Genomic DNA, 22,667 nt, shown 5'->3' on the forward strand with positions numbered 1-22,667 from the left:
CTGCGCCCTTTTGCGCGATGCGGCCATATCGCCGGTGGCGATTAGACTGGATCGTCGTGATCACCGCGACCGACCTGGAAGTTCGAGCGGGTGCCCGGACCCTGTTGTCGGCACCCGGCCCTGCACTGCGCATCCAAGCCGGTGACCGCATCGGATTGGTCGGCCGGAACGGCGCCGGGAAGACGACCACCTTGCGCATCCTCGCCGGCGAAACCGAGCCGTATGCGGGAACGGTGGTCCGCAGCGGGGAGATCGGCTACCTGCCGCAAGACCCCAAGGAGGGCGACCTCGAGGTGTTGGCGCGTGATCGGGTGCTCTCGGCACGCGGCCTCGACGCGATCATGCGGCAGATGGAAAAGCAGCAGGCACTGATGGCCGAGGCGGCCGACGACCGGGTGCGCGACAAGGCCGTCGCCAAGTACGGGCAACTCGAGGAGCGTTTCTCCGCCCTCGGCGGTTACGTCGCCGAGTCCGACGCGGCCCGGATCTGTAACAGTCTCGGCCTGCCCGACCGCGTACTGGCCCAGCCGCTGCGGACCCTGTCCGGCGGGCAGCGGCGTCGGATCGAATTGGCACGCATCCTGTTCGCCGCTTCCGACGGATCCGGGAAATCCGATACGACCCTGCTGCTCGACGAGCCGACCAACCACCTCGACGCCGACTCGATCACCTGGTTGCGCAGTTTCCTGCAGAACCACGAGGGCGGCCTGGTGGTGATCAGCCACGACGTCGATCTGCTCGCCGATGTGGTCAACCGGGTGTGGTTCCTCGATGCCGTGCGCGGCGAGGCCGACGTCTACAACATGGGGTGGAAGCGCTACCTCGACGCTCGCGCCACCGACGAGCAGCGGCGCAAACGTGAGCGCGCCAACGCGGAGAAGAAGGCGTCGGCGCTGCGCGTGCAGGCGGCCAAGCTCGGTGCGAAGGCGACCAAGGCCACCGCGGCACAGAACATGCTCAAGCGCGCCGACCGCATGCTCGACTCCCTCGAAGACGAGCGGGTCGCCGATCGCACCGCGAAGATCCGCTTCCCCGAGCCGGCGGCGTGCGGCAAGACCCCGCTGATGGCGTCGGGACTGACCAAAACCTACGGGTCCCTGGAGATCTTCACCGGCGTGGACCTCGCCGTCGACAAGGGCAGCCGGGTCGTGGTGCTCGGCCTCAACGGTGCGGGCAAGACCACGCTGCTCAAGCTGCTCGCCGGCGTCGAGGCACCCGACCTCGGTTCGATCGAACCCGGCTACGGCCTCAAGATCGGATACTTCGCCCAGGAACATGACACTCTCGACGACGCTGCCACGGTGTGGGAGAACATCCGCCACGCCGCCCCGGACGCGGGTGAACAGGACCTGCGCAGCCTGCTCGGTGCCTTCATGTTCACCGGGCCGCAGCTCGACCAACCCACCGGGACGCTGTCCGGTGGTGAGAAGACCCGGCTCTCGCTGGCCGGTCTGGTCTCCTCGGCGGCGAATGTGTTGCTTCTCGACGAGCCGACCAACAACCTCGACCCCATCTCACGCGAGCAGGTCCTCGATGCATTGCGCAGTTACACCGGGGCCGTGGTGTTGGTGACCCACGACCCCGGCGCCGCTGCTGCACTCGACCCGCAACGCGTGATCCTGCTGCCCGACGGCACCGAGGATCACTGGAGCGATGAGTATCAGGAGCTCATCGAACTCGCTTGAGTCGCAAGGGTTACCCCCGTGACGCCCAGGCGATGATGTTGTCGGCATAGCCGAGGGGAGGGCCGATGAACGGTCCTCCACAGGTGACCAGTGCCAGCGTCTCCGGGCCGTCGAGTCGATTGAGTTCGGTTGCGGGGAAGCCATTGTGCTTGTCGGCAGTCTGCACCCGGGTCACCCGATAGGCGACCTGCTCGCGGTTGGCGGTGGTGACCTGCACCTCGGCACCCGGTGCGAGATCGGCGAACCGCGCGGCAAAACCCTTGCCCTGTCCGGCCTCGTCGATGTGCCCGGTGATCACCACCGTGCCCTTACCCGACCCCGGCAGAGCCGAATCGACCCACCAGCCGAGGCGTGTGACGTCCTGCGGCGGGAGCAGTGCGCCCGCGGTGTCGGTGGCCACCGCATCAACCTGTGCGGTGCCGCCGCCGGTGGCCACCGAGACCGGGGCGCCGGGATCATCGGTGTGTGCCTTGACAGGCACGGGCAGGTCCTGCTGTGCCGCAGACGGATTGGCGGATTTGACTGATCCGGTACTGCCGCAGCCGCCGACGAGCAACCCGATCAGCAACACGGTGAGAGTCACGGCAACGGCCACGGCGGCGTGCCGGACGCTGCGATGCGCGCTCGGGGTGGTCGTCATGGTTGGTTCACCGGTCCGGACGGAATCGACGACAGTGGGGTGCGCCCGCCCGGATCACGGGCCACAGGACCGGCCCCGTTGCCCGCGGTTACGCGTTCGAGGATGAACTGCAGGTGATTGCCGTTGTCGGTGAGGTCGACCGTATCGTCCTCGCCGGAGACGAGTCGGTAGCCGGCCGGAACACCGACCACATGCGCCCGGTACATCCCCGCGGGTACGGACAGGTGCGCCGGGGTCGTGGCGTCGATCCCGGCGCCCGACCCGGTCTCGGTGAGGTGGACTCGGACGCCGCCCACCGGATCGATGCCACCGGCCTTGGGGACGAACGAGACGAGATACAGCGAGCGCGTTGCCGGTGTCGTCGTGGTTGTCGAGGCCGGCGTGGTTGCCGGTGTCGTGGTGGTTGTCGTGGTGGTTGTCGTGGTGGTTGTCGAGGCCGGTGTCGAAGGCGTGCTCGGTGTGGTTTGCGGGGTCGTCGTGGCCGGATCCGTCGGAGTGGTCGCGGTCGGCTGGCTGGTGACGGCGGTCGTGGTGGCCTGGTCGCCGGCCGGTGAATCGTCGGCGACTGCGACACCCACACCGGAGGCCATGGCGGTGGTGACGGCGATTGCAAAGCCAAGCCGCAGGGCTGTCGTCCGTAGGTGAAAGCGCTTGTGGTGCATGATCTTCTCGTGGTCTCCCCGACCCGAGTCCGATGTGTGTGTCCCCGTCACTGGGTGATCCGCACCGTGCGTCGGGTCGTTACCAGTTCACCGAAACCGTTATCGCGGGGTTACCGATACGGACACTGTCGGCTTCGTTGACATTCCTGGCTCCTGTTGTGCCGCAGGGGAGCTGACAGCGCGGCCGTCACCGCTGGTTCACCGGTCCGGAGGGAATCGACGACAGCGGGGTACGTCCGCCCGGATCACGTTGGCTGACATGCCCTGCCGGGGTGTTGTATACGACCTGGGTGGCAGTCTGTCCGGCGGTCACCTGGAACGTGTAGGTGTATCCGTCGTTGACATAGCCTGCGGGGGCGGCGTACTCGTGTGCGGTGTAGCAGCCGGGGTGGACCTTGCGGGTCAGCGCACCGGTCACCCCGGTGACCTCGATGCCGAGTGGTTCGCCGCCGCACGTGGCGAGGACGAAACGGGCATTTCCCAGGCTGTGTCCATCGATCCGGTCACGTTTGATGATCTGTAGGAACCCGTCGCCATCGTTGCCCCCGGTGCGCTTGAAGACGAACACGTGGCCCACCGTCTGCCCCACGGCGAGGTGCACGGTGATCCCGCCGGAGCCGATCAGCCGATAGCCGGCCGGAACGGTGGTGACGGTGACGTGGTAGTCGCCGGGATAGTCGTTCAGCGAGGCGGGCAGCGGAATCGGTTGCCCGCTCGACGGTCCGGCGAAGTCGACGACGACACCGGGCAGTGGAGCGCCAGACGTGTCGGTGGCGGACAGATTGATGGTGCCCTCGCCTTCGGGTGGGGCGGGCGTCGTCGTGGTGGGCGTCGTCGTGGTGGGCGTCGTCGTGGTGGTCGATGCCGGCGTCGAAGGCGTGCTCTGCGTGGTCTGCGGAGTGGTGGTGTCAGGAGACGTCGTCGTCTCCGTCGACGTGGTCGTGGGTGGCTCGTCGGTGGTCGTGGTCGTCGAATCGCTCGTGGGTGGCTCGTCGGCCAGAGCGATGCCGCCCCCGGAGGTCAGGGCCGCGCTGACGGCGACGGCACAGGCAAGCCGCAGGGCGGTCGTCCGCGGGCGAAAATTCATGTGATGCATGGGGTTCTCGTGGTCTCCCCGACCCGAGTCCGATGTGTCCCCCGACAATGACTAATCCGCATCGGGCGGTCGGATCGTTAGCAAACCACAGAAACTGTTATCGCCGCGTTACCGGGTCGTCCCCGAAATCAAGGACCTGCAGAATCATACCGGCGACGGCCAATACGCCTTGCGCAGAACGCCCTTCACAAGCTTTCCGGTGGGTGTGCGGGGCAGGTCGTCGACGAAGTCCACGGAACGGGGCACCTTGTATGCGGCGATCTTCGATCGCGCAGAATCCAGCAGTTCGGCGGCAAGCTCCGCCGAGGGCGTGTGTCCGGGCGCGAGTTGGACGCACGCCTTGGCGACCTCACCGAGGTCCGGGTCGGGCACCCCGATGACGCCGACATCGAAGACCGCCGGATGGGTGACCAGAACGTTCTCCGCCTCTTGCGGGTAGATGTTGACCCCGCCGGAGATGATCATGAACGCCTTGCGATCGGTGAGGTAGAGATACCCGTCGTCGTCGACGTATCCGACGTCGCCCGTGGTCGACCAGTTGTCGTGGCCCGGGTGGCGCGCGGCAGCGGTTTTGGCAGGATCGTTGTGGTATTCGAAGGCCGCCCCGTCCCGTTCGAAGTACACCGATCCGACGTCCCCGGTGGGTGATTCGACGCCGTCCTCGTCGCAGATGTGGACGATACCCAGTAGTGGCCGGCCGACCGAGCCGGGATGAGCGAGAGCTTCCTGCGGGCCGATGAATGTCGCTCCCGCAGCCTCGGTGGAGGCGTAGTACTCGTGAATGACCGGACCCCACCACTCGATCATGGCCCGCTTGACGTCCACCGGGCAGGGGGCTGCTGCGTGGATGGCGACTTTCATGCTGGAGACGTCGTAACGCGCACGCACCGCATCGGGCAGTTTGAGCATGCGGATGAACATCGTCGGCACCCACTGGCTGTGGGTGACGTGGTAGGTCTCGATCAGTCGTAGGGCCTCCTCCGGCTCGAAGTGATCCATCATCACCACGGTTCCGCCGACGGAGTGGGTGGTTCCGCAATAGCGCAGTGGCGCAGCGTGATACAGCGGGGCAGGGGAGAGGTACACCGAGTTCTCGTCGAATCCGTACATGGGCCCGAAGACCGCGGTGTAGGCGTCGGGGATGGCGTCGACCTGCCCTTGCGGCAACGGGGTCCGGATCCCCTTGGGGCGCCCGGTGGTACCCGACGAGTACAGCATGTCGGTGCCGCGCGGCTGGTCGGTGCGCGGCCGCGCCGAAGCCTGCGCGAGCACCTTCTCATAGGCGTCGAAGCCGGGAATGTCTCCGCCCCAGGCGATTCGGCGGCCCGGCGCCGCAAGTGCGGGCAGCGAGGCGGCGTGGGCGAGAGCGTGCGCCACCGATGCCCCGGCGAGCACGACCTGGGCGTCGGAGTCGGCGAGGATGTAGTCGGTCTCCTCGGCGGTCAGGTGGTGGTTGATGACGGTGATGTACATGCCACTGCGCAGCGCGGCCCAGTAGGCCTCGAAGATGCGGAGGTCGTTCTCGGAGACGACGGCGATGCAGTGGCCCGGCCGCAGGCCGAGCGAATGGAGATGATCGGCCAGCCGGGTGGAGTTCTCGTCGAGTTGCCGGTAGGTCAGCTGTTCCCCGGTCGCCGGCCGGAGGACGGCGGGCTTGTCGGGGGTACGAGCGGCGAAAACTCCTGGGAACACGCTGTCTCCTCACAGCCGATGACACTGGGAACCCAGGCTATAGCGAGCGTTCGCTCGGCACGGTGGAATCGGCAAAGGCCGACTTCGATGTGGGGATCAGCGCGAGACGCGCACCGACTCCTCCACGAGGTCGAGGACATCGTGCAGGTCGTCGGTCGGCTGCCCGGTCGCCAGCCGCGTGATGAGGCCGTCGAGGACGAGGTCGAGATACTTCACGAGCACCTCGGGCGCCACGTCGTCGCGCAGCCGGCCCGATGCGCGGCCGCGCTCCAGCCGGGCCAGGGTCGCCTTCTCGACATCGGCCGAATGTGACATCCAGGCATCGCGAAAGCTCTTGTCCGTACGCAGTTTTCGAGCGATCTCCAGTCGGGTGCCGAGCCAGTTGAAGTCCTGCGGACGTGCCAGGACGTCGCGCATGACCTGGACGAGGCCCTGCTCGGCGGCCACGTCGGCCATCCGTTCGGCATCCTCCTGCGCGAGCGCCAGGAACAACGCTTCCTTGTCCCGGAAGTGGTGGAAGATCGCACCACGGGACAGACCGGTCGATTCCTCGATCCGTTTGACGGTGGCCCCGTCATATCCGTACTCCGCGAAACAATGCCGCGCGCCGTCGAGAATCTCCCGGCGGCGCGCGGCAAGGCGGTCATCACTGACCTTGGGCACGTAATTGCTCCTCGTTGTCGAGCGGTGCGCCTCAGCTGTTGATCATGTTCCGCAGCACGTACTGCAGAATGCCTCCGTTGCGGTAGTAATCGGCTTCACCGGGGGTATCGATGCGCACCTTCGCGTCGAACTCGACGGTGGAGCCGTCCTCCTTGGTCGCCGTCACATGGACCGTCTCCGGCGTGCCGCCGGAGTTGAGTGCCTCGATGCCGGTGATGTCGAAGACCTCGGTGCCGTCGAGGCCCAGCGTCTTGTGTGACTCGCCCTCGGGGAACTGCAGCGGGATCACGCCCATACCGATCAGGTTCGACCGGTGGATGCGCTCAAAGCTCTCGGTGATGACGGCCTTCACGCCCAGCAGGCTGGTGCCCTTGGCGGCCCAGTCACGCGAGCTGCCGGTGCCGTACTCCTTGCCGCCGAGAACGACCAACGGGGTGTTCTGCGCGGCGTAGTTCTGCGCGGCGTCGTAGATGAACGACTGCGGGGCGCCGTCCTGGGTGAAGTCGCGGGTGTAGCCACCGGTGACGTCGACGAGCTGGTTGGCCAGCCGGATGTTGCCGAACGTCGAGCGGATCATCACCTCGTGGTTGCCGCGGCGGGCGCCCAGCGAGTTGTAATCCTTGCGGGCCACGCCATGTGCGTCGAGGTACTGCGCCGCCGGGGTGCCCGGCTTGATGGTCGACGCGGGGGAGATGTGGTCGGTGGTGACCGAATCGCCCAGCTTGGCCAGCACGCGCGCGCCCACGATGTCGGCAACCGGCTCCGGCTCGGGGGTCATGCCCTCGAAGTACGGAGGTTTGCGGACGTAGGTCGACTCGTCATCCCACTCGAAGGTCTTGCCGTCCGGGGTGGGCAGACTCTGCCAACGCTCATCGCCCTTGAACACATCGGCGTAGTCCTGGGCATACTGCTCGGGCGAGATCGACGAGGCGATCGTCTGCTGGATCTCCTCGTTCGACGGCCAGATGTCCTTCAGGAAGACGTCGTTGCCCTCGGTGTCCTGCCCCAGCGGGTCGGACTCGAAGTCGAAGTCCATCGTGCCGGCGAGTGCGTAGGCGATGACCAGCGGCGGCGAGGCCAGGTAGTTCATCTTCACGTCGGGGTTGATGCGCCCTTCGAAGTTGCGGTTGCCCGAGAGCACCGCGGTCGCGGCGAGGTCGTTGTCGTTGATCGCCTTGGAGATGTCCTCGGGCAGCGGTCCCGAGTTGCCGATGCAGGTGGTGCAGCCGTAGCCGACCAGGAAGAAGCCCAGCTTCTCCAGGTAGGGCCACAGGCCCGCCTTCTCGTAGTAGCCGGTGACGACCTGCGATCCCGGCGCCATCGAGGTCTTGACCCACGGCTTGGACGTCAGGCCCTTGTCGACGGCCTTCTTCGCGAGCAGACCCGCACCGAGCATGACCGACGGGTTAGAGGTGTTGGTGCAGCTGGTGATCGAGGCGATGGTGACGATGCCGTGGTCGAGGATCATCGTGCCGCGCTCGGCCGACTCCACCGTGACCGGCTTCGACGGGCGGCCCTCGGCGTTCTTCGACGCATTGTGGGCGGGCTCGTCGGAGAACGAGAGTTTCGCGGCGCCGGGCGAGGTAGAGGGGGCGTCGGAGGCCGGGAAGCTCTCCTCGTTGGCCTCGTCGACACCGTTGAGTGCCGGGGTGTTGCCCTCTTCGACGTAGTTGTGGATGTCCTTGCGGAAGGCGTTCTTGGCGTCCCACAGTTCGATCCGGTCCTGCGGGCGCTTCGGGCCGGCGATGGACGGGACCACGGTGGACAGGTCGAGCTCCAGGTACTCGGAGTACTGGGCCTCGGGGGCATCCTTGTCCAGCCACATGCCCTGTTCCTTGGCGTACGCCTCGACCAGGTCGAGTGTCTCGGCGCTACGCCCGGTGAGCTTGAGGTAGTTGATGGTCTCCGCGTCGATCGGGAAGATCGCGCAGGTCGAACCGAATTCCGGGCTCATGTTGCCGATGGTGGCGCGGTTGGCCAGCGGTACCTCGGCGACACCGTTGCCGTAGAACTCGACGAACTTGCCGACCACGCCGTGCTTGCGCAGGAGTTCGGTGATGGTGAGCACCACGTCGGTCGCGGTGACGCCGGGCTTGGCCGAGCCGGTCAGCTTGAAGCCGACGACGCGCGGGATGAGCATCGACACGGGCTGGCCCAGCATGGCCGCCTCGGCCTCGATACCGCCGACGCCCCAGCCGAGCACGCCCAGACCGTTCTCCATGGTGGTGTGCGAGTCGGTGCCGATGCAGGTGTCGGGATAGGCGACGCCGTCGCGCACCATGACCGAGCGGGCGAGATGCTCGATGTTGACCTGGTGGACGATACCGGTGCCCGGCGGCACGACGCGGAAGTCGTCGAAGGCGCCCTGGCCCCAACGCAGGAACTTGTAGCGCTCCTCGTTGCGCTGATATTCGATCTCGACGTTGCGCTCGAATGCCTGGGCGTTGCCGAAGGCCTCGATGATGACCGAGTGGTCGATGACCATCTCGGCCGGCGCGAGCGGATTGACCTTGTCGGGGTCGCCGCCGAGCTCCTTGACGGCGTCGCGCATGGTGGTCAGGTCGACGATGCATGGCACACCGGTGAAGTCCTGCATGATCACGCGGGCCGGGGTGAACTGGATCTCGATGCTCGGCTGGGCCGAGGGATCCCAGTTGGCGAGCGCGCTGATGTGTTCTTTGGTGATATTCGCGCCGTCTTCGGTCCGCAGCAGGTTCTCCGCGAGCACCTTGAGCGCATAGGGAAGTTTTTCGGTGCCCTCGACCGCGCCGAGGCGGTAGATCTCGTAGGAGTTGTCGCCCACCTCCAGGGTGCCGCGTGCGCCATACGAATTGATACTCACGTGTAATCCACTCTCCTCTGGCCGGCGGGCTGCGCCGGCATGCTGTGCGGCCGGGGCGACGATCCCCGGACCATCGTGCTCGTCGATGAAACACCGGCTCGTCGACTCTGACCATCACCCGACGGGCTGCGCCGGGATCGTGCTCTACATATTCCCTCCGACGACCATGCGGTCGCCGGAGCACCCGGTCAGTCTAACAGTACGGGCGTACTGCTAACAAGAACGACACGCGCGGTCTGGCCTGCGTGCCCCCGGATGCTCACCGCACGCGCATTCTGTCGTACCGTTCTGACCGGGACCGGCGGACACTCTTCGGTCCGGCGGACATTTGCTGATCGTAAACGTGGGCATCGAGCACGGCGCCCACCTGTCCCGAGGGAGCGGAACAATGAATCCTGGTCCGGTCACCGACGGCACAAACGACGGTGCAAGCGTCTGGGCCGCGCCCGCCACGGCGGCGCCGGCGACCGCAACCGAGGGGGTCACGGCCACCACCGCCCCCGGTGGCGTCGACCTCACCGCGATCGCTGCCGACCTGCGCGACGACCACGTCTACAGCCAGGATCCCGCGCAGGTGCCGGCACTCAAGCAGGTGGTCGCCCACGCGCAGGCGCAGGGCCATGACATCAACATCGTGGTGCTCTCGCAGCAGTTGCCGAAGTTCACGATGTACCGGGACGTGGCCACCGAACTCCAACAGCAGGTGCATGGGACCGTCCTGGTGTTCGGTCCGAACTCCGTCGGCAGCGCTTCGCCGGAGTTCAGCCGTGCCACGCTCGAGGACGCGACCGACAATCTCACGCTGTCCAATCCGCCACAGGCGGCCCAGCAGATGGTCGACGCCATCGCCAGACCCGGACTGGACTGGACGCTGATCACGATCGTGCTGATCGCGGTGGTCGCCATCGGTGCGGTGCTCGGGCGTGTGCGCGCCGTACGACGCCGATCGTCGAGCGCCCCGCCTGTGGTCGAACCGGAGTCGGCACCATCGCCGGACCGCGGTGACGACACGCCTGCCGAGGACGACTCGGCGCCGTCGCGCCCCCACTCCTGAGGCCGTCCATCCGCTGGTACGCGCGGCTCGTCGGCGGCTTTTCGCCTTCGCTTCCGGCCGATGCCGGTGTCGCCTGAAGAGCCGACACCGAAGTTACGGCCACTGTTGCCAATTCGATACCAACCCACCCCTGTTGGTCTTTTGGCAGTTCACAGCATCGCCGCAGGTAATCACGTCTTTGTAATTCGTTCCAGATGTTTTCGCCTGTGGCAAATGTGACGTACGGTTCCCATGTCACCTGTGGTGTAGATGTCGATTAACGCGCCGCAAGTGATGCGTGTTGCATCGTCGGCGTCTGTGCGTCGGACGGGGGTTGCAAGCGCTGTTCGTGCCACGGATGAGCACATCTGGTGACAGACGGCGAGGGAGTACTCAGTGAGGCGAGGGACCACAGGTGTGGGCCGAAAGGCGACGCGACGTTGGGCGTCTCTGGCGACGTCACTCGTCGCCGTGACCGCAGGCGTCGTCGCCATGATGGGATCTGCGGCCGCGGCGCCGACCACCTCGAGCGCACCGCGATCCCCGGTGTCGGCCCTGATCAATCAGATCGCCACGGTGAATCAGAACCTGAGTGACCTCGACGCCGCGGTGGCCGCCCGGCAAGAGGCTGCCAACCATGCGGTCGCCGACTACCAGAACGCGCTCGCCGCCAAACGTATCGCCGCCGTCGCCGCCGACGGTGCCGCCCAGTCACTGACCCGCGCGACCCGTGCCACCCAGGACGCGCAGCGTTCCTTCGACAAGTTCGTCCGCTCGGTCTACCGCACGGGTGGCAACGAGGGCACGCTCACCGAGTATTTGTCGTCGTCGAATCCCCAGGCCGTCCTCGACCGGGTGTCGGTGATCAATCAGCTCGGGCGCGACCAGCAGCAGACCATCCGGCGCCTGCAGGTGGCCCGAAATCAGCAGGCGAATCAGGTGGCGGCGCTGCAGGCCACCAAACGTCAGACCGCCTACGCGGCCCAAAGCGCACAGACCCGTCGCGACGGCGCGGTGTCGGCGGTGTCGGAGGCGCGCAGCGCGATGGTCGATCAGCGACGCAAACGCGTCGCCCTGGTCCAGCAGCGCGACTCGGTGCAAACCCGGCTCGACGCGTTGCGCGGCACGGTGCGGCCGCGGCAGGTCGCCGATCCGGCACCGGCGGATCTGCTCACCGGTTTGTTCCGGAACGTGCCCGGTCAGCCGGCGCCCGGGCCCGCCACGATCAGTCCGACGCAGGCCGCGGGCGACAACGACACGATGCAGGTGGCGGCCGAGGCCGCGGCGCGGCTGGCCCTCGACGTCACCCAGAAGATGTTGTCGGGCCTCGTCGGCCAGCAGCAGGTGCCGCATTCGGAACTGCTCGACGAACTCGGTTTGGGTGGCGCAGGCCTGGGCAGCGACGGCCCGGACACCCTCGGTTCCCGGTTGGGGTCGGGCAGCCTCGGCAGCCTCTTCGGCAGTTCCGGCGGCGGCGGGGGCGTGGCCCGGTCCGGTCTGCGCGGACCGCAGGCGGTCGAGGTCGTCGTCAACCGGGCGCTGTCGCAGCTGAATGTTCCGTACGCCTGGGGCGGTGGGGATGCGAACGGTCCGACGCAGGGCATCCGCGACGGCGGCGTCGCCGACAGCTATGGCGACTACAACAAGATCGGTTTCGACTGCTCGGGCCTGATGGTCTACGCCTTCGCCGGCGTGGGTATCTCGTTGCCGCACTACACGGGTTACCAGTACACGTCAGGACCACAATTTCCACTCAGCGAGATGCAGCGCGGCGACATGATCTTCTACGGGGCCAACGCCAGCGAGCACGTCGCGATGTACCTCGGCGACGGCAAGATGGTCGAGGCGCCGGAGTCCGGCTCGGTGGTCAAGGTGTCGCCGGTGCGTACGGCCGGCGCGATGCCCAACGTGGTCCGTCTGCTCTGAGCGGTATGGCCGATCACCGCCCGTCCCGGTGCGGGCATTCACGCCCGCGCATGTGACCTTCGTGGCATGTTCTCAGTCGGCGCCGCTAGGCTGGCATCGACGAGAGCGGGGGCATGTCTGTCGCCCGATCAGCAACGACAGGAGCAAGGGTTGACCTCACATCCCACAGTCGAGCCGTCGGCGCAGGGGGACGGCGCGGCGGCTATCGAATTGAGTGACGCCGACGTCAAGCTCGTGGAACGCGCGATTTACGAGGTCAAGCGAGTCATCGTCGGACAGGATCAGCTCGTCGAGCGCATCCTCGTCGGGCTGCTGGCCCACGGACACATCCTGCTCGAGGGCGTCCCAGGGGTGGCCAAGACCTTGGCCGTCGAGACCTTTGCCAAGGTGGTCGGCGGCAGCTTCTCGCGCGTGCAGTTCACCCCGGACCTCGTGCCCACCGACCTCATCGGTACGCGCATCTACCGGCAGGGCCGCGAGGAATTCGATACCGAGCTCGGTCCGGTCGTCGCCAACTTCCTGCTCGCCGACGAGATCAATCGCGCGCCCGCAAAGGTCCAGTCGGCCCTGCTCGAGGTGATGGCCGAACGTCACGTCTCGATCGGCGGCACCACCTACCCGATGCCCGATCCATTCCTGGTGATGGCGACCCAGAACCCGATCGAGAACGAGGGTGTCTACCCACTGCCCGAGGCGCAGCGCGACCGGTTCCTGTTCAAGGTGCTCGTGGACTACCCCACGGTCGAGGAGGAACGCGAGATCGTCTACCGCATGGGCAATGTCGCGCCGGAGGCGTCGCAGATTCTCGACCCGGAATCAACAGTCCGGCTGCAACGCGCTGCCGCGAACGTCTTCGTCCACCACGCTCTCGTCGACTATGTGGTGCGGGTCATCAACGCGACGCGCCGCCCGGCCGAGCTCGGTCTGACCGATGCCGCGAGCTGGTTGTCCTACGGTGCCTCTCCGCGTGCCACCCTGGGCATCGTCGCGGCGGCGCGGGCACTTGCACTGGTCCGGGGCCGGGACTACGTGGTCCCACAGGACATCGTGGAGATCATTCCCGACGTCCTGCGTCATCGTCTGGTGCTCAGTTATGACGCGCTCGCCGACGAGGTCACCGCCGACACCGTCATCACCCGGATCCTGCAGACGGTCGGACTGCCGCAGGTCGGCGCGCAGCCGGTGGCCGCACCGTTCCAGGGGCCCGGCCGACAGCAGCCCGTCGCCGAGTACCCGAACCACCCGACGGCGCCGCCGGGCGCGAACCAGCAGTCGGTGAATTCGCAGGCGCCCGCCCAGCAGGCGGTCCAGCCCGCACCGAACCAGACGACCGCGCAATATGGCGGCCAATAGCGATCTGCCGTCGCTCGGAACGGGATTGCTCGAGGAGCCCGCGCTGACGGCGGCGCTGAAGATGCTCGAGCTCACCGTGCGGCGCAAGCTCGAGGGTGTCCTGCAGGGCGAACATCTCGGCCTCATCCCCGGTCCGGGATCCGAGCCGGGGGAGGCCCGGCCCTACCAGCCCGGCGACGACATCCGGCGGATGGAATGGTCGGTGACCGCCCGTACCACCCAGCCGCACGTACGGCAGATGATCGCCGACCGTGAGCTCGAGACGTGGCTGGTCGTCGACGCGTCGGCCAGCCTGGATTTCGGCACCGTCAACTGCACCAAACGAGATCTCGCCGTCGCCGCGGCGGCCGCGATCGTGCATCTGACCGCCGGCGGCGGCAACCGGCACGGTGCGATCGTGGTGACCGGAGACCAGGTGGTCCGCATCCCGGCACGCGCCGGACGCGTACACGCACAGCACGTGCTCAAGACCATCGCGACCACCACACGCAGCGCACCGGGCGTGCGTGGTGACCTCGACGCCGGAATCGAGGCCTTGCGCCGACCACAGCGGCGTCGTGGGCTGGCTGTGGTGATCAGCGACTTCCTCGGTCCGATCAACTGGGAGCGGTCATTGCGGGCGATCGCCGCACATCACGAACTGCTTGCGGTCGAGGTGCTCGATCCCCGCGATGTCGAACTACCGCCCGTCGGGGAGGTCCGGTTGGCCGACGCCGAGTCCGGTGACGTGCGTGAGGTGACGATCACCGAAGGGCTGCGGCACGACTTCGCCGTCGCCGCGAACGCCCACGCGACCCAAGTGCGGCGGACGATCCGTAGTTGTGGTGGCCCGGTGCTGTCGCTGCGCACCGACCGGGACTGGCTCACCGACGTCGTGAAGTTCGTCGGGCAGCGTCGTCGAGGCCTTGTGGCCGGGGTCGGGTGAGCGGGTGTTCTCCAACCCGTGGTGGCTTCTGCTCGTCCTGCTCGTGGCGGTCCTGGCGGTCTGCTACGTCTACGTACTGCGCAACCGGCGCAAGCGCACCCTGCAATTCGCCAATCTCGAGGTTCTCGACCGGGTCATCCCCACCGAGGGCCGGCGGACCCGCTGGGTACGACACGCACCGATCGCCCTCCTCATCGTCGCCCTGTTGCTGCTGGTCGTCGCGGCGGCCGGGCCGCAGGCCGACCGCAAGGTGCCCCGCAACAAGGCCACGGTCATCCTGGTCATCGACGTGTCGCGCTCGATGGAGTCGACCGATGTCGCGCCCACCCGGCTCAAGGCGGCCCAGGCGGCCGCCAAGAAGTTCGCCGACGATCTCACCGATGGCATCAACCTCGGTCTGATCTCCTTTGCCGGCACCGCGTCGAATCTCGTCACACCGACTCCCGACCACAACGCCACCAAGACCGCCGTCGACAAACTCCAGCTCGCCGACAAGACCGCAACGGGCGAGGGAATCTTTGCGGCCATCCAGCAGATCCAGACGCTCAATGCCGTACTCGGTGGTGCCGCGGGCGCCCCGCCGTCGCGTATCGTGCTGCTCTCCGACGGCAAACAGACGGTGCCAGACGATCCCGAGGATCCACGCGGCAGTTTCACCGCGGCGCGCAAGGCCAAGGAGGAGAACATCCCGGTCTCCACCATTTCGTTCGGTACCGCGACCGGCACGGTCGACCTCGACGGAGATCGTGTGCCGGTGCCCGTCGACGACGACTCGCTACATCAGATCGCCAACCTGTCGGGCGGTACGTTCTTCACCGCCTCCAGTCTCGACGAACTGAACAAGGTATACGCGACGCTGCAGAAGGAAATCGGTTACGAGACTCGCCGGGGTGATGCCTCGCGGCCGTGGATCATCACCGGAACCGTGCTGGCGATCGCCGCGGTGATCGGTTCGCTGGTGATCAATCAGCGCCTCCCATAGTGAATACGTTCATCTGAGGTCCATCTGAGGGTGAACACGCCCACCCGGGCTTCACGTCCACCTGACATCGAGCGTCATCGAGCGAACGGATAGGTTATGGCCCATGGCTGATAGCAACGAAACGTCCGACGCGGCTCGCGTCTCACGATCGGTACTGGTCACCGGCGGCAATCGGGGGATCGGTCTGGCCGTCGCCCGGCGATTGCTCGCCGACGGACACAAGGTCGCGGTGACCCATCGCGGCTCCGGGATGCCCGAGGGGCTGTTCGGGGTGGTGTGCGACGTGACCGATACCGAGTCGGTCGAGCGGGCCTTCGCCGAGGTCGCCGAACATCAGGGTCCGGTGGAGGTGGTCGTCTCCAACGCCGGCACCAACGACGACACCCTCATCATGCGGATGAGCGTGGAGAGCTTCGAGAACGTCATCGACGCCAATCTCACCGGCGCTTTCCGCGTGACCAAGGCGGCCACTCGCGGCATGTTGCGCAAGCGTTGGGGACGATTCATCTACCTGGGCTCGGTCGTCGGCCTGATGGGCACGCCCGGCCAGGCCAACTACGCATCTTCCAAGGCCGGCGTGATCGGTCTCGCGCGGTCGGTCACCCGCGAGCTCGGTGGCCGTAACATTACCGCCAACGTGGTGGCCCCCGGCCTCATCGACACCGACATGACGCGATCACTGCCCGAGGAGTACACCAAGACCGCCGTGGACCAAGCTATCCCGGCCAAACGGATGGGGCAGCCCGAGGAGGTCGCGGCGGTGGTGTCCTTCCTCGCCTCCGACGACTCGGCCTATGTCACCGGCAACGTCATCAACGTCGACGGTGGCCTGGGTATGGGGCACTGAACCGCGTACCCGATCATCACACCGAACCCATCACCATCCACCGGACCACAGAGGAGTTCTCGTCGTGAGCGGAATCCTGGACGGTAAAACCGTCCTCATCACCGGCATCATCACCGATGCCTCGATCGCCTTCCACACCGCCAAGGTTGCACAGGAGCAGGGCGCCAAGGTGGTCATCACCGGCATTCCGGAGCGGCTGCGGCTGATCGACCGCATCGCGAGGCGGCTGCCGCAGGAGGTGCCGCCTGCGATCGGGCTCGACGTGACCGACGAGGAGTCGCTCTCGGCGCTGGCCGGCAAGGTGCGCGAGCTCGCACCCGAGGGCATCGACGGAGTCGTACATTCGATCGCCTTCGCGCCGAAGACCCTGATGGGTCCCGACGCCGTGCCGTTCCTCGACGGGCTGGGCCCGGATGTGGCCAAGGCCTTCGAGATCTCGGCGTGGAGCTACGCCTCGCTGGCCCGCGCGGCGCTGCCTGCCATGAACGAGGGCGGTTCGATCGTCGGTATGGATTTCGATCCGCGCACCGCCATGCCCGAATACAACTGGATGGGCGTGGCCAAGGCGGCGCTGGAATCGGTCAACCGCTACGTAGCGCGCGAAGTCGGTTACGCCAAGGGCATCCGATCGAATCTCGTTGCGGCCGGTCCGATCAAAACCCTTGCCGCCAAGGCTATTTCGGGTACCGCAACCGATGATGCGAAGAAACTGAACATGCTCAACGAGTATTGGAACGGGGCGTCGCCGATCGGTTGGGACGTCAACGACCCGGGTGTCGTGGGCACCAGTGTGTGCACGCTGCTCTCCGACTATCTGCCCGGTACGACGGGCTCGATCGTCTATGTCGACGGCGGCGCCAGCCACAACACGTGGTTCCCGGAGGACTTCATCAAGTGAGGATGTGCCGGTGACGTCGTCGGGCGGTGACGGGGGATTCGACGCCGTCCTGTTCCTGTCCTTCGGCGGACCGGACGGACCCGACGACGTCCTGCCGTTCCTGCAGAACGTCACCCATGGACGTGGCGTGCCGGCCGACCGGCTCGCGGCGGTGGCCGAACATTACCTGCACTTCGGTGGTGTCTCACCGATCAACGGGCTCAACCGCGACATGATCGCGTCGTTGCGCACCGAGCTCGACGCGCGCGGCCATTGCGGGCTGCCGGTGTACTTCGGTAACCGCAACTGGCATCCGATGGTCACCGACGCCGTGACCGAGATGTACGACGCCGGTCACCGTCGCATCCTGGTCTTCCCGACCTCGGCGTGGGGCGGCTACTCGGGATGCCGGCAGTACCACGAGGACATCGAGGCCGCAGTCGCCGAGTTGGGCGGTCGGCGTCCCGCCGCGGCGTCGGATCCTGTTCTGCTGCGCAAACTGCCGCAGTATTGGGATCACCCGGCGATGGTGGCGGCCGGACGTGACGCGATCATGCGGGCGGCAGCGGCACTGCCCACCGCCGACGAACCGCCCCGCTTGGTCTGTACCGCACATTCGGTGCCGATGGCGGCCGATGTGAATTCTGGACCTGCCGCCGACGGCGGGCGCCTCTATTCGCGCCAGGTGGCGCGCGCCGCCGAGATGGTTGCGCACGCTGCCGGCTTCGCCTCCTACGACCAGGTGTGGCAGTCCCGGTCGGGTCCACCGCAGGTGCCGTGGCTCGAGCCCGACATCTGCGATCACCTGGAAAGCCTTGCAGGCCAAGGTATTGCGCAGGTCATCGTATATCCGGTCGGCTTCATTTCCGACCATCTCGAGGTGGTCTGGGATCTCGACAACGAGGCCGCCGAGACCGCGCGGCGGCTCGGAATGGACTACGTGCGCGCGGGGACCGTCGGCACCGACGAGCGCTTCATCGCGCTCATCGCCGACCTCGTCGACGACTACCTGCGGGGCGCAGGCGATCTCACGGCGATGGGATGCGGCGACAACGGGCGGATCTGCCGTGACCGCTGCTGCGTCCCGGCCGGGCGTCCGGCGCGCGACTGATCGTCATCACCAGGTGACGCCCAGGAATTCGCCGATCACGCGGTCGACGGCGGCGGCCCGCGCGGACCGGGCCAGCGTGACCAGCCGGCGTAACTCTGAGTCCCCGGCCGACCACTGATCGGCGGTCGTCCCGAAGCCGGCTCCGGCGCCGGCAGCCAGTGATGCGATCGATTCGACCTGTGCGGCCGTCTCGATCATCCGGGTCGCGCGTTGGTCGTCATGCGGCGGCAGATCGACGAGGTGCCGGTGGGTCTCGGCCCGCAGCGTTGCGCGCAGGTCGGCGGGGGCGGTGGCGGTCCGGCCCCCGATGCGCGTGATGAGATCGGCCGTCGTCGTAATCGCCTGGCGTAGTTCCAATTCGATCTGACCGGCGGCGGCTGTGGCGCTGCTGGGGACCGACGTTCCGTAGCGCAGGGCGCGCCAGCGAAGGCTGCCGTCGTGCTCGCCGGGGATCAATGCGAGCGGTGTCGGCGCACCGTCGTCGATCAGCAGGACCTCGCCGGCGGCGAACGCGGCGGTGGTTGCGTCATCGGGTGGAAGTCCGTGAGGTGCACCGGCCGACGGCAGTCGGACCGATAGTCGCCGAGCGCCGCGCAGCATGCCGAGCAGCCCGAGTACGCCGTGCGCAGACGATACGTCGGTACCGGAGCGGTCGTCGAGCACATGGAGATCGGCCGAGTCGGCGAGGGTGTCGGCAACGTCATCGGGGGAGCAGCGTCCGGCGATCCACGCGGCCGACCACGCCCCGAAGGCACAGGTCGGCCAGGCGCGGGTGAGGACATGATCGGTACTGGTCATAGGCACTCCACAATACCTGCGGTGTACCGGATGGCGTGCGGCGTGGCAGGCGTGCGGTGTGGCAGTAGTTCACTACAGTGGCCGGTGTGACACCCGATCGTTACGGACGAGATGTACTGGCCGCGCCGCGTCGCGTCGCGCCCCGCACCCCGGAGGTGGCCGCCGAGCGGGATCTGGTGGTCGAGGATGCGGCAAGTGGCTTCTGCGGCGCCGTCGTCGGGCTGGAGAAGAGCTACGCCGGCGATCTGGTGCGGCTGGAGGACCGGAACGGCCGCACGCGCGTCTTCGTGATGCACCCGGCGGCCTTCCTCATCGACGGTTCGCCGGTCACCCTGGTCCGGCCCCGTGCACGCGGGCCCCTCCCCGCCCAACGCACCGCCTCTGGTTCGCGGGTGGCACCGAAGACCCGGGCGCGCACCGCCCGCGCCAGCCGCATCTTTGTCGAAGGTGTCCATGACGCCACGCTGATCGAGCGAGTGTGGGGCGCCGACCTGCGGGCCGAGGGTGTGGTGGTCGTCGGCCTCGACGGCCTCGACAATCTCGAGGAGGTCCTCGCCGAGTTCGGGCCGGCGGCGCACCGGCGCGCCGGCGTCCTCGTCGATCACCTCGTGTCGGGATCCAAAGAAGAACGACTCACCGCGGGGCTGGGCGAGCACGTTTTGATCTGCGGGCACCCCTACATCGACGTCTGGGAGGCGGTCAAACCCGCGTCGGTGGGAATCCGGGCGTGGCCGAAGGTTCCGCGCGGTGAGGATTGGAAGACGGGAATGTGCGCCCGATTAGGTTGGGGCACACCGCAAGACGGCTGGCGCCGCGTGCTTGCCGGAGTGGGCGGATTCCGTGATCTCGAGGTCGATCTGCTGCGCTCGGTGGAACAACTCATCGACTTCGTCACCGCCGCCGGCGGCGACAACTGATCGGCCGGAGTCCGACTGCGCCGCCGGGAGATTGCCGCGGTTGCACACACCGATGACGATCCGGACGAATCCGGCCCGCCCTCTGGCAGACTGGACCCATGAGTGCGCTGATCTGGCTGGTGGCCGTGATCGTGCTGCTGATCGGCGAGATGGTCAGCGGCGATCTGGTGCTGCTCATGCTGGGTGGTGGCGCACTGGCCGCGGCGGGTGTGGACTTCTTTGTTTCGCCGCCGATCTGGGTGGACGGTGTGGTCTTCGCCGTGGCGGCGGTACTGCTGCTGGCCTTTGTCCGTCCGGTCGCCAAGCGGCACCTGCTGAGCCGACCGGCCCTGCTCACCAACACCGAGGCTCTCGAGGGCAAACACGCCGTCGTGACCGCACATGTCGATGAGCACGGAGGACGAGTGAAGATCGGCGGCGAGGAGTGGTCGGCCCGGGTGATGACGCCCGGCGATCGATTCGAGGCAGGCGAACAAGTGACCGTGATGCAGATCGACGGCGCGACCGCCGTCGTATGGAGAGGGTGAGAGTCGTGGAGTATGTCGGCCTGGTAGTGGCGGTGCTGCTGATCGTGTTGGTGGTGGTGGTCCTCGCGAAATCGGTGGCCCTGATCCCACAGGCGGAGGCCGCGGTGATCGAGCGGCTCGGGCGGTATACCCGCACCGTGTCCGGTCAGCTGACGCTGCTGGTCCCGTTCATCGACCGGATCCGCGCACGTGTCGACATCCGCGAACGCGTGGTCTCGTTCCCCCCGCAGCCGGTCATCACCGAGGACAACCTCACGCTCTCGATCGACACGGTCGTCTACTTCCAGGTCACCAACCCGCGGTCGGCGGTCTACGAGATCGACAACTACATCGCCGGTGTGGAGCAGTTGACGATCACCACCCTGCGCAACGTGGTCGGTGGCATGACCCTCGAGGAGACCCTGACCTCGCGTGACTCGATCAATGGGCAGTTGCGCGGTGTGCTCGACGAGGCCACCGGCCGATGGGGTCTGCGCGTCGCGCGGGTCGAACTGAAATCGATCATGCCGCCGCCGTCGATCCAGGAATCGATGGAAAAGCAGATGAAGGCCGACCGGGAGAAGCGCGCCACGATCCTCGCCGCGGAGGGACAGCGCGAATCGGCGATCAAGACCGCAGAAGGCGCCAAGCAGAGCCAGATCCTCTCGGCCGAGGGTGCCAAGCAGGCGGCGATCCTCGGCGCCGAGGCCGAACGGCAGTCCCGCATCCTGCGCGCACAGGGCGACCGGGCGGCCACCTACCTCAAGGCGCAGGGCGAGGCCAAGGCGATCCAGAAGACCTTCGCGGCGGTGAAGGCGAGCAAGCCAACCCCCGAGATCCTGGCTTACCAATACCTGCAGCAGATCCCGGAGATGGCCAAGGGCGAGGCCAGCAAGGTGTGGGTGCTGCCCACCGACTTCGGTTCGGCCCTACAGGGATTCGCGCGGTCGTTCGGGGCGCAGGGCGACGATGGCGTGTTCCGCTACGAGCCCGCCGATGACACGGTGCCCGACGTCGACGAGTCCGAGACCGAGGGCTGGTTCGACATGACCACCGACCCGCACGTTGCCCGCGCGGTCGCGGAGGCCGAGGCGGTGGCCCGGCAACCCGTGGCACCCGAGGCCCCCCTGCGGCCGAATGTCCGGACGAATACGGCTCCGGGCGTCGACGTCCCGAACGCGGTCGGTGCCGCGCCCGGCTTCCCTGATCCACAGGCCGTCGGAGCGGGCGACCCGCAGGCCGTGCCCAATTCCGGTTACGACCCGCGACATGCCGGGGGATCTCAGACTTCCTGAGCCCTGCGAACCGGTAGCCGCATGTCCAGGATCAAACCGATCACGCCGATCGCGAAGAAGCATCCGCTCATCACGAGCAGCCAAGGATTGGTCCGGCCGGTCAGTGCATCCCCGAGCAGCACCACGGCCACGGTGCCCGGTGCCATGCCCATGACGGTGGCCAGAAGGTAGGGGCCGGTGCGGACCGAGGAGAGTCCCGAGCAGTAGTTGAGGAGCCAGAACGGGCACACCGGGATCAGCCGCAGCGACCCCACCGCGAGCCACCCGCGTGCCCGCAGACGGTACTCGACCGCCCGGATCACCGGACGGGTGAGGAACGGTTGGATGCGCGTGCGGCCGACCCCGCGCGCCAGCCGGAACGCCACGTAGGCCGCCAGCGTCGCAGCGATCATCGCGCCCAACAGGCCGACGACCGGGCCGAAGAAGATACCGGCCATCACCGTGAAGATCGTGCGCGGAATCGGGAGCACCGTGAACGCCACATAGGCCACGAAGAACACCCAGACAAAGGTCGGGCCCAGGTTGTCACCCCACGCCCGCACGCTGGCCACCGACGGGACCGGGGCCAGATAGGAGGCGGCCAACAGCGCACATACCGCGACGAGCCCGATGATCGCGTTTCGGATGCTGCGCCGACGCTCACGGGCGGACTCGGCGGTCGGCTCACGCCTGACCCGGTCCGGCCTGGCCGGGTCCTGCCTGGTTGGGGCCGTCGACTCGCCCGGTCGGCTGCGGTCGTTCGGCACCGGTTCACTGTAGGCGATCGAGCACATAAGGCCCGCATGCGGCGGTTTCGACGAGGCGCGCGCCGGTCAGC

Annotated in this window: 21 protein-coding genes; 13 read left to right on the top strand and 8 right to left on the bottom strand. The window is 67.3% G+C overall.

Translation table 11 applies throughout. The features are described from left to right. Positions 1-56: 56 nt before the first annotated feature. Complete coding sequence (locus ACPXB3_RS02525) at positions 57-1,685, top strand: ABC-F family ATP-binding cassette domain-containing protein (RefSeq protein ID WP_425702773.1); 1,629 nt, start codon at positions 57-59, stop codon at positions 1,683-1,685. A gap of 10 nt (positions 1,686-1,695) precedes the next feature. Here the strand turns inward: ACPXB3_RS02525 and ACPXB3_RS02530 are convergent, their stop codons facing one another. Together ACPXB3_RS02530 and ACPXB3_RS02535 are read right to left on the bottom strand one after the other, a co-directional pair. Beyond that, positions 1,696-2,325 (bottom strand): class F sortase, encoded by a 630-nt coding sequence (locus tag ACPXB3_RS02530; RefSeq protein WP_425702771.1) that lies wholly within the window; start codon positions 2,323-2,325, stop codon positions 1,696-1,698. Next, on the bottom strand, positions 2,322-2,621 hold the full coding sequence (locus ACPXB3_RS02535) for a hypothetical protein (RefSeq protein ID WP_425702769.1): 300 nt from the start codon (positions 2,619-2,621) through the stop codon (positions 2,322-2,324). Before ACPXB3_RS02535 ends, ACPXB3_RS02530 begins: the two co-directional genes overlap by 4 nt. Positions 2,622-2,628: 7 nt before the next feature. Here ACPXB3_RS02535 and ACPXB3_RS02540 point away from each other — a divergent pair, with 7 nt between their 5' ends. Further along, entirely contained in the window at positions 2,629-2,970 is a 342-nt protein-coding gene (locus ACPXB3_RS02540) for a hypothetical protein (protein WP_425726232.1), read from the top strand. A gap of 204 nt (positions 2,971-3,174) precedes the next feature. Here ACPXB3_RS02540 and ACPXB3_RS02545 read toward each other — a convergent pair whose 3' ends face one another. The 4 genes from ACPXB3_RS02545 to ACPXB3_RS02560 all read right to left on the bottom strand — a co-directional run bounded on the left by ACPXB3_RS02545 (position 3,175) and on the right by ACPXB3_RS02560 (position 9,280). Then, entirely contained in the window at positions 3,175-4,074 is a 900-nt protein-coding gene (locus ACPXB3_RS02545; protein WP_425726234.1) for an MSCRAMM family protein, read from the bottom strand. 153 nt (positions 4,075-4,227) lie between these two features. Next, complete coding sequence (locus ACPXB3_RS02550) at positions 4,228-5,775, bottom strand: acyl-CoA synthetase (protein ID WP_425702764.1); 1,548 nt, start codon at positions 5,773-5,775, stop codon at positions 4,228-4,230. A gap of 96 nt (positions 5,776-5,871) precedes the next feature. After that, positions 5,872-6,438 carry a TetR/AcrR family transcriptional regulator gene (locus ACPXB3_RS02555; RefSeq protein WP_425702762.1) on the bottom strand — a complete coding sequence of 189 codons (567 nt, stop codon included), beginning with the start codon at positions 6,436-6,438 and terminating at the stop codon, positions 5,872-5,874. Between the two features lie 31 nt (positions 6,439-6,469). After that, entirely contained in the window at positions 6,470-9,280 is a 2,811-nt protein-coding gene (locus tag ACPXB3_RS02560; RefSeq protein WP_425702760.1) for an aconitate hydratase, read from the bottom strand. A gap of 388 nt (positions 9,281-9,668) precedes the next feature. Between ACPXB3_RS02560 and ACPXB3_RS02565 the strand changes: the two genes are divergently transcribed. From ACPXB3_RS02565 to ACPXB3_RS02600, 8 genes are all read left to right on the top strand, one after another. Beyond that, positions 9,669-10,334: a DUF6676 family protein gene (locus ACPXB3_RS02565; RefSeq protein ID WP_425702759.1), complete on the top strand. Its 666-nt coding sequence runs from the start codon at positions 9,669-9,671 to the stop codon at positions 10,332-10,334. A 375-nt stretch (positions 10,335-10,709) separates the two neighbouring features. Then, a complete protein-coding gene (locus tag ACPXB3_RS02570) occupies positions 10,710-12,239 on the top strand; it encodes an NlpC/P60 family protein (protein WP_425702757.1) in 1,530 nt (509 codons plus the stop codon). Between the two features lie 150 nt (positions 12,240-12,389). Then, positions 12,390-13,592: an AAA family ATPase gene (locus tag ACPXB3_RS02575; protein WP_425726236.1), complete on the top strand. Its 1,203-nt coding sequence runs from the start codon at positions 12,390-12,392 to the stop codon at positions 13,590-13,592. Further along, entirely contained in the window at positions 13,579-14,517 is a 939-nt protein-coding gene (locus ACPXB3_RS02580) for a DUF58 domain-containing protein (protein ID WP_425702754.1), read from the top strand. The genes ACPXB3_RS02575 and ACPXB3_RS02580 overlap by 14 nt, the downstream gene beginning before the upstream one ends. A gap of 4 nt (positions 14,518-14,521) precedes the next feature. Further along, complete coding sequence (locus tag ACPXB3_RS02585) at positions 14,522-15,499, top strand: VWA domain-containing protein (protein WP_425702752.1); 978 nt, start codon at positions 14,522-14,524, stop codon at positions 15,497-15,499. A gap of 103 nt (positions 15,500-15,602) precedes the next feature. Continuing rightward, positions 15,603-16,346: a 3-oxoacyl-ACP reductase FabG1 gene (gene fabG1 / locus ACPXB3_RS02590; protein WP_425702751.1), complete on the top strand. Its 744-nt coding sequence runs from the start codon at positions 15,603-15,605 to the stop codon at positions 16,344-16,346. Between the two features lie 64 nt (positions 16,347-16,410). Continuing rightward, complete coding sequence (gene inhA / locus ACPXB3_RS02595; RefSeq protein ID WP_425702749.1) at positions 16,411-17,244, top strand: NADH-dependent enoyl-ACP reductase InhA; 834 nt, start codon at positions 16,411-16,413, stop codon at positions 17,242-17,244. 4 nt (positions 17,245-17,248) lie between these two features. After that, positions 17,249-18,334, top strand: a complete 1,086-nt coding sequence (locus tag ACPXB3_RS02600; protein WP_425726238.1) for a ferrochelatase — start codon at positions 17,249-17,251, stop codon at positions 18,332-18,334. Positions 18,335-18,340: 6 nt separating this feature from the next. Here ACPXB3_RS02600 and ACPXB3_RS02605 read toward each other — a convergent pair whose 3' ends face one another. Then, a complete protein-coding gene (locus ACPXB3_RS02605) occupies positions 18,341-19,132 on the bottom strand; it encodes a hypothetical protein (protein WP_425726240.1) in 792 nt (263 codons plus the stop codon). A gap of 77 nt (positions 19,133-19,209) precedes the next feature. On the opposite strand from ACPXB3_RS02605, the gene ACPXB3_RS02610 reads away from it, so the two are divergent. The 3 genes from ACPXB3_RS02610 (at position 19,210) to ACPXB3_RS02620 (ending at position 21,850) form a co-directional block, all read left to right on the top strand. Beyond that, positions 19,210-20,049: a DUF3097 domain-containing protein gene (locus ACPXB3_RS02610; protein ID WP_425702744.1), complete on the top strand. Its 840-nt coding sequence runs from the start codon at positions 19,210-19,212 to the stop codon at positions 20,047-20,049. Between the two features lie 98 nt (positions 20,050-20,147). Further along, positions 20,148-20,576: an NfeD family protein gene (locus ACPXB3_RS02615; RefSeq protein WP_425702743.1), complete on the top strand. Its 429-nt coding sequence runs from the start codon at positions 20,148-20,150 to the stop codon at positions 20,574-20,576. Next, positions 20,564-21,850: an SPFH domain-containing protein gene (locus ACPXB3_RS02620; protein WP_425702741.1), complete on the top strand. Its 1,287-nt coding sequence runs from the start codon at positions 20,564-20,566 to the stop codon at positions 21,848-21,850. The genes ACPXB3_RS02615 and ACPXB3_RS02620 overlap by 13 nt, the downstream gene beginning before the upstream one ends. Here the strand turns inward: ACPXB3_RS02620 and ACPXB3_RS02625 are convergent. Beyond that, positions 21,838-22,596 carry a TVP38/TMEM64 family protein gene (locus ACPXB3_RS02625; protein WP_425702740.1) on the bottom strand — a complete coding sequence of 253 codons (759 nt, stop codon included), beginning with the start codon at positions 22,594-22,596 and terminating at the stop codon, positions 21,838-21,840. The genes ACPXB3_RS02620 and ACPXB3_RS02625 overlap by 13 nt on opposite strands. Between the last annotated feature and the right edge of the window lie 71 nt (positions 22,597-22,667).

The sequence above is a fragment of the Gordonia sp. DT219 genome (genome assembly GCF_049847065.1).
In the GTDB taxonomy this organism is placed as follows: Bacteria; Actinomycetota; Actinomycetes; order Mycobacteriales; family Mycobacteriaceae; genus Gordonia.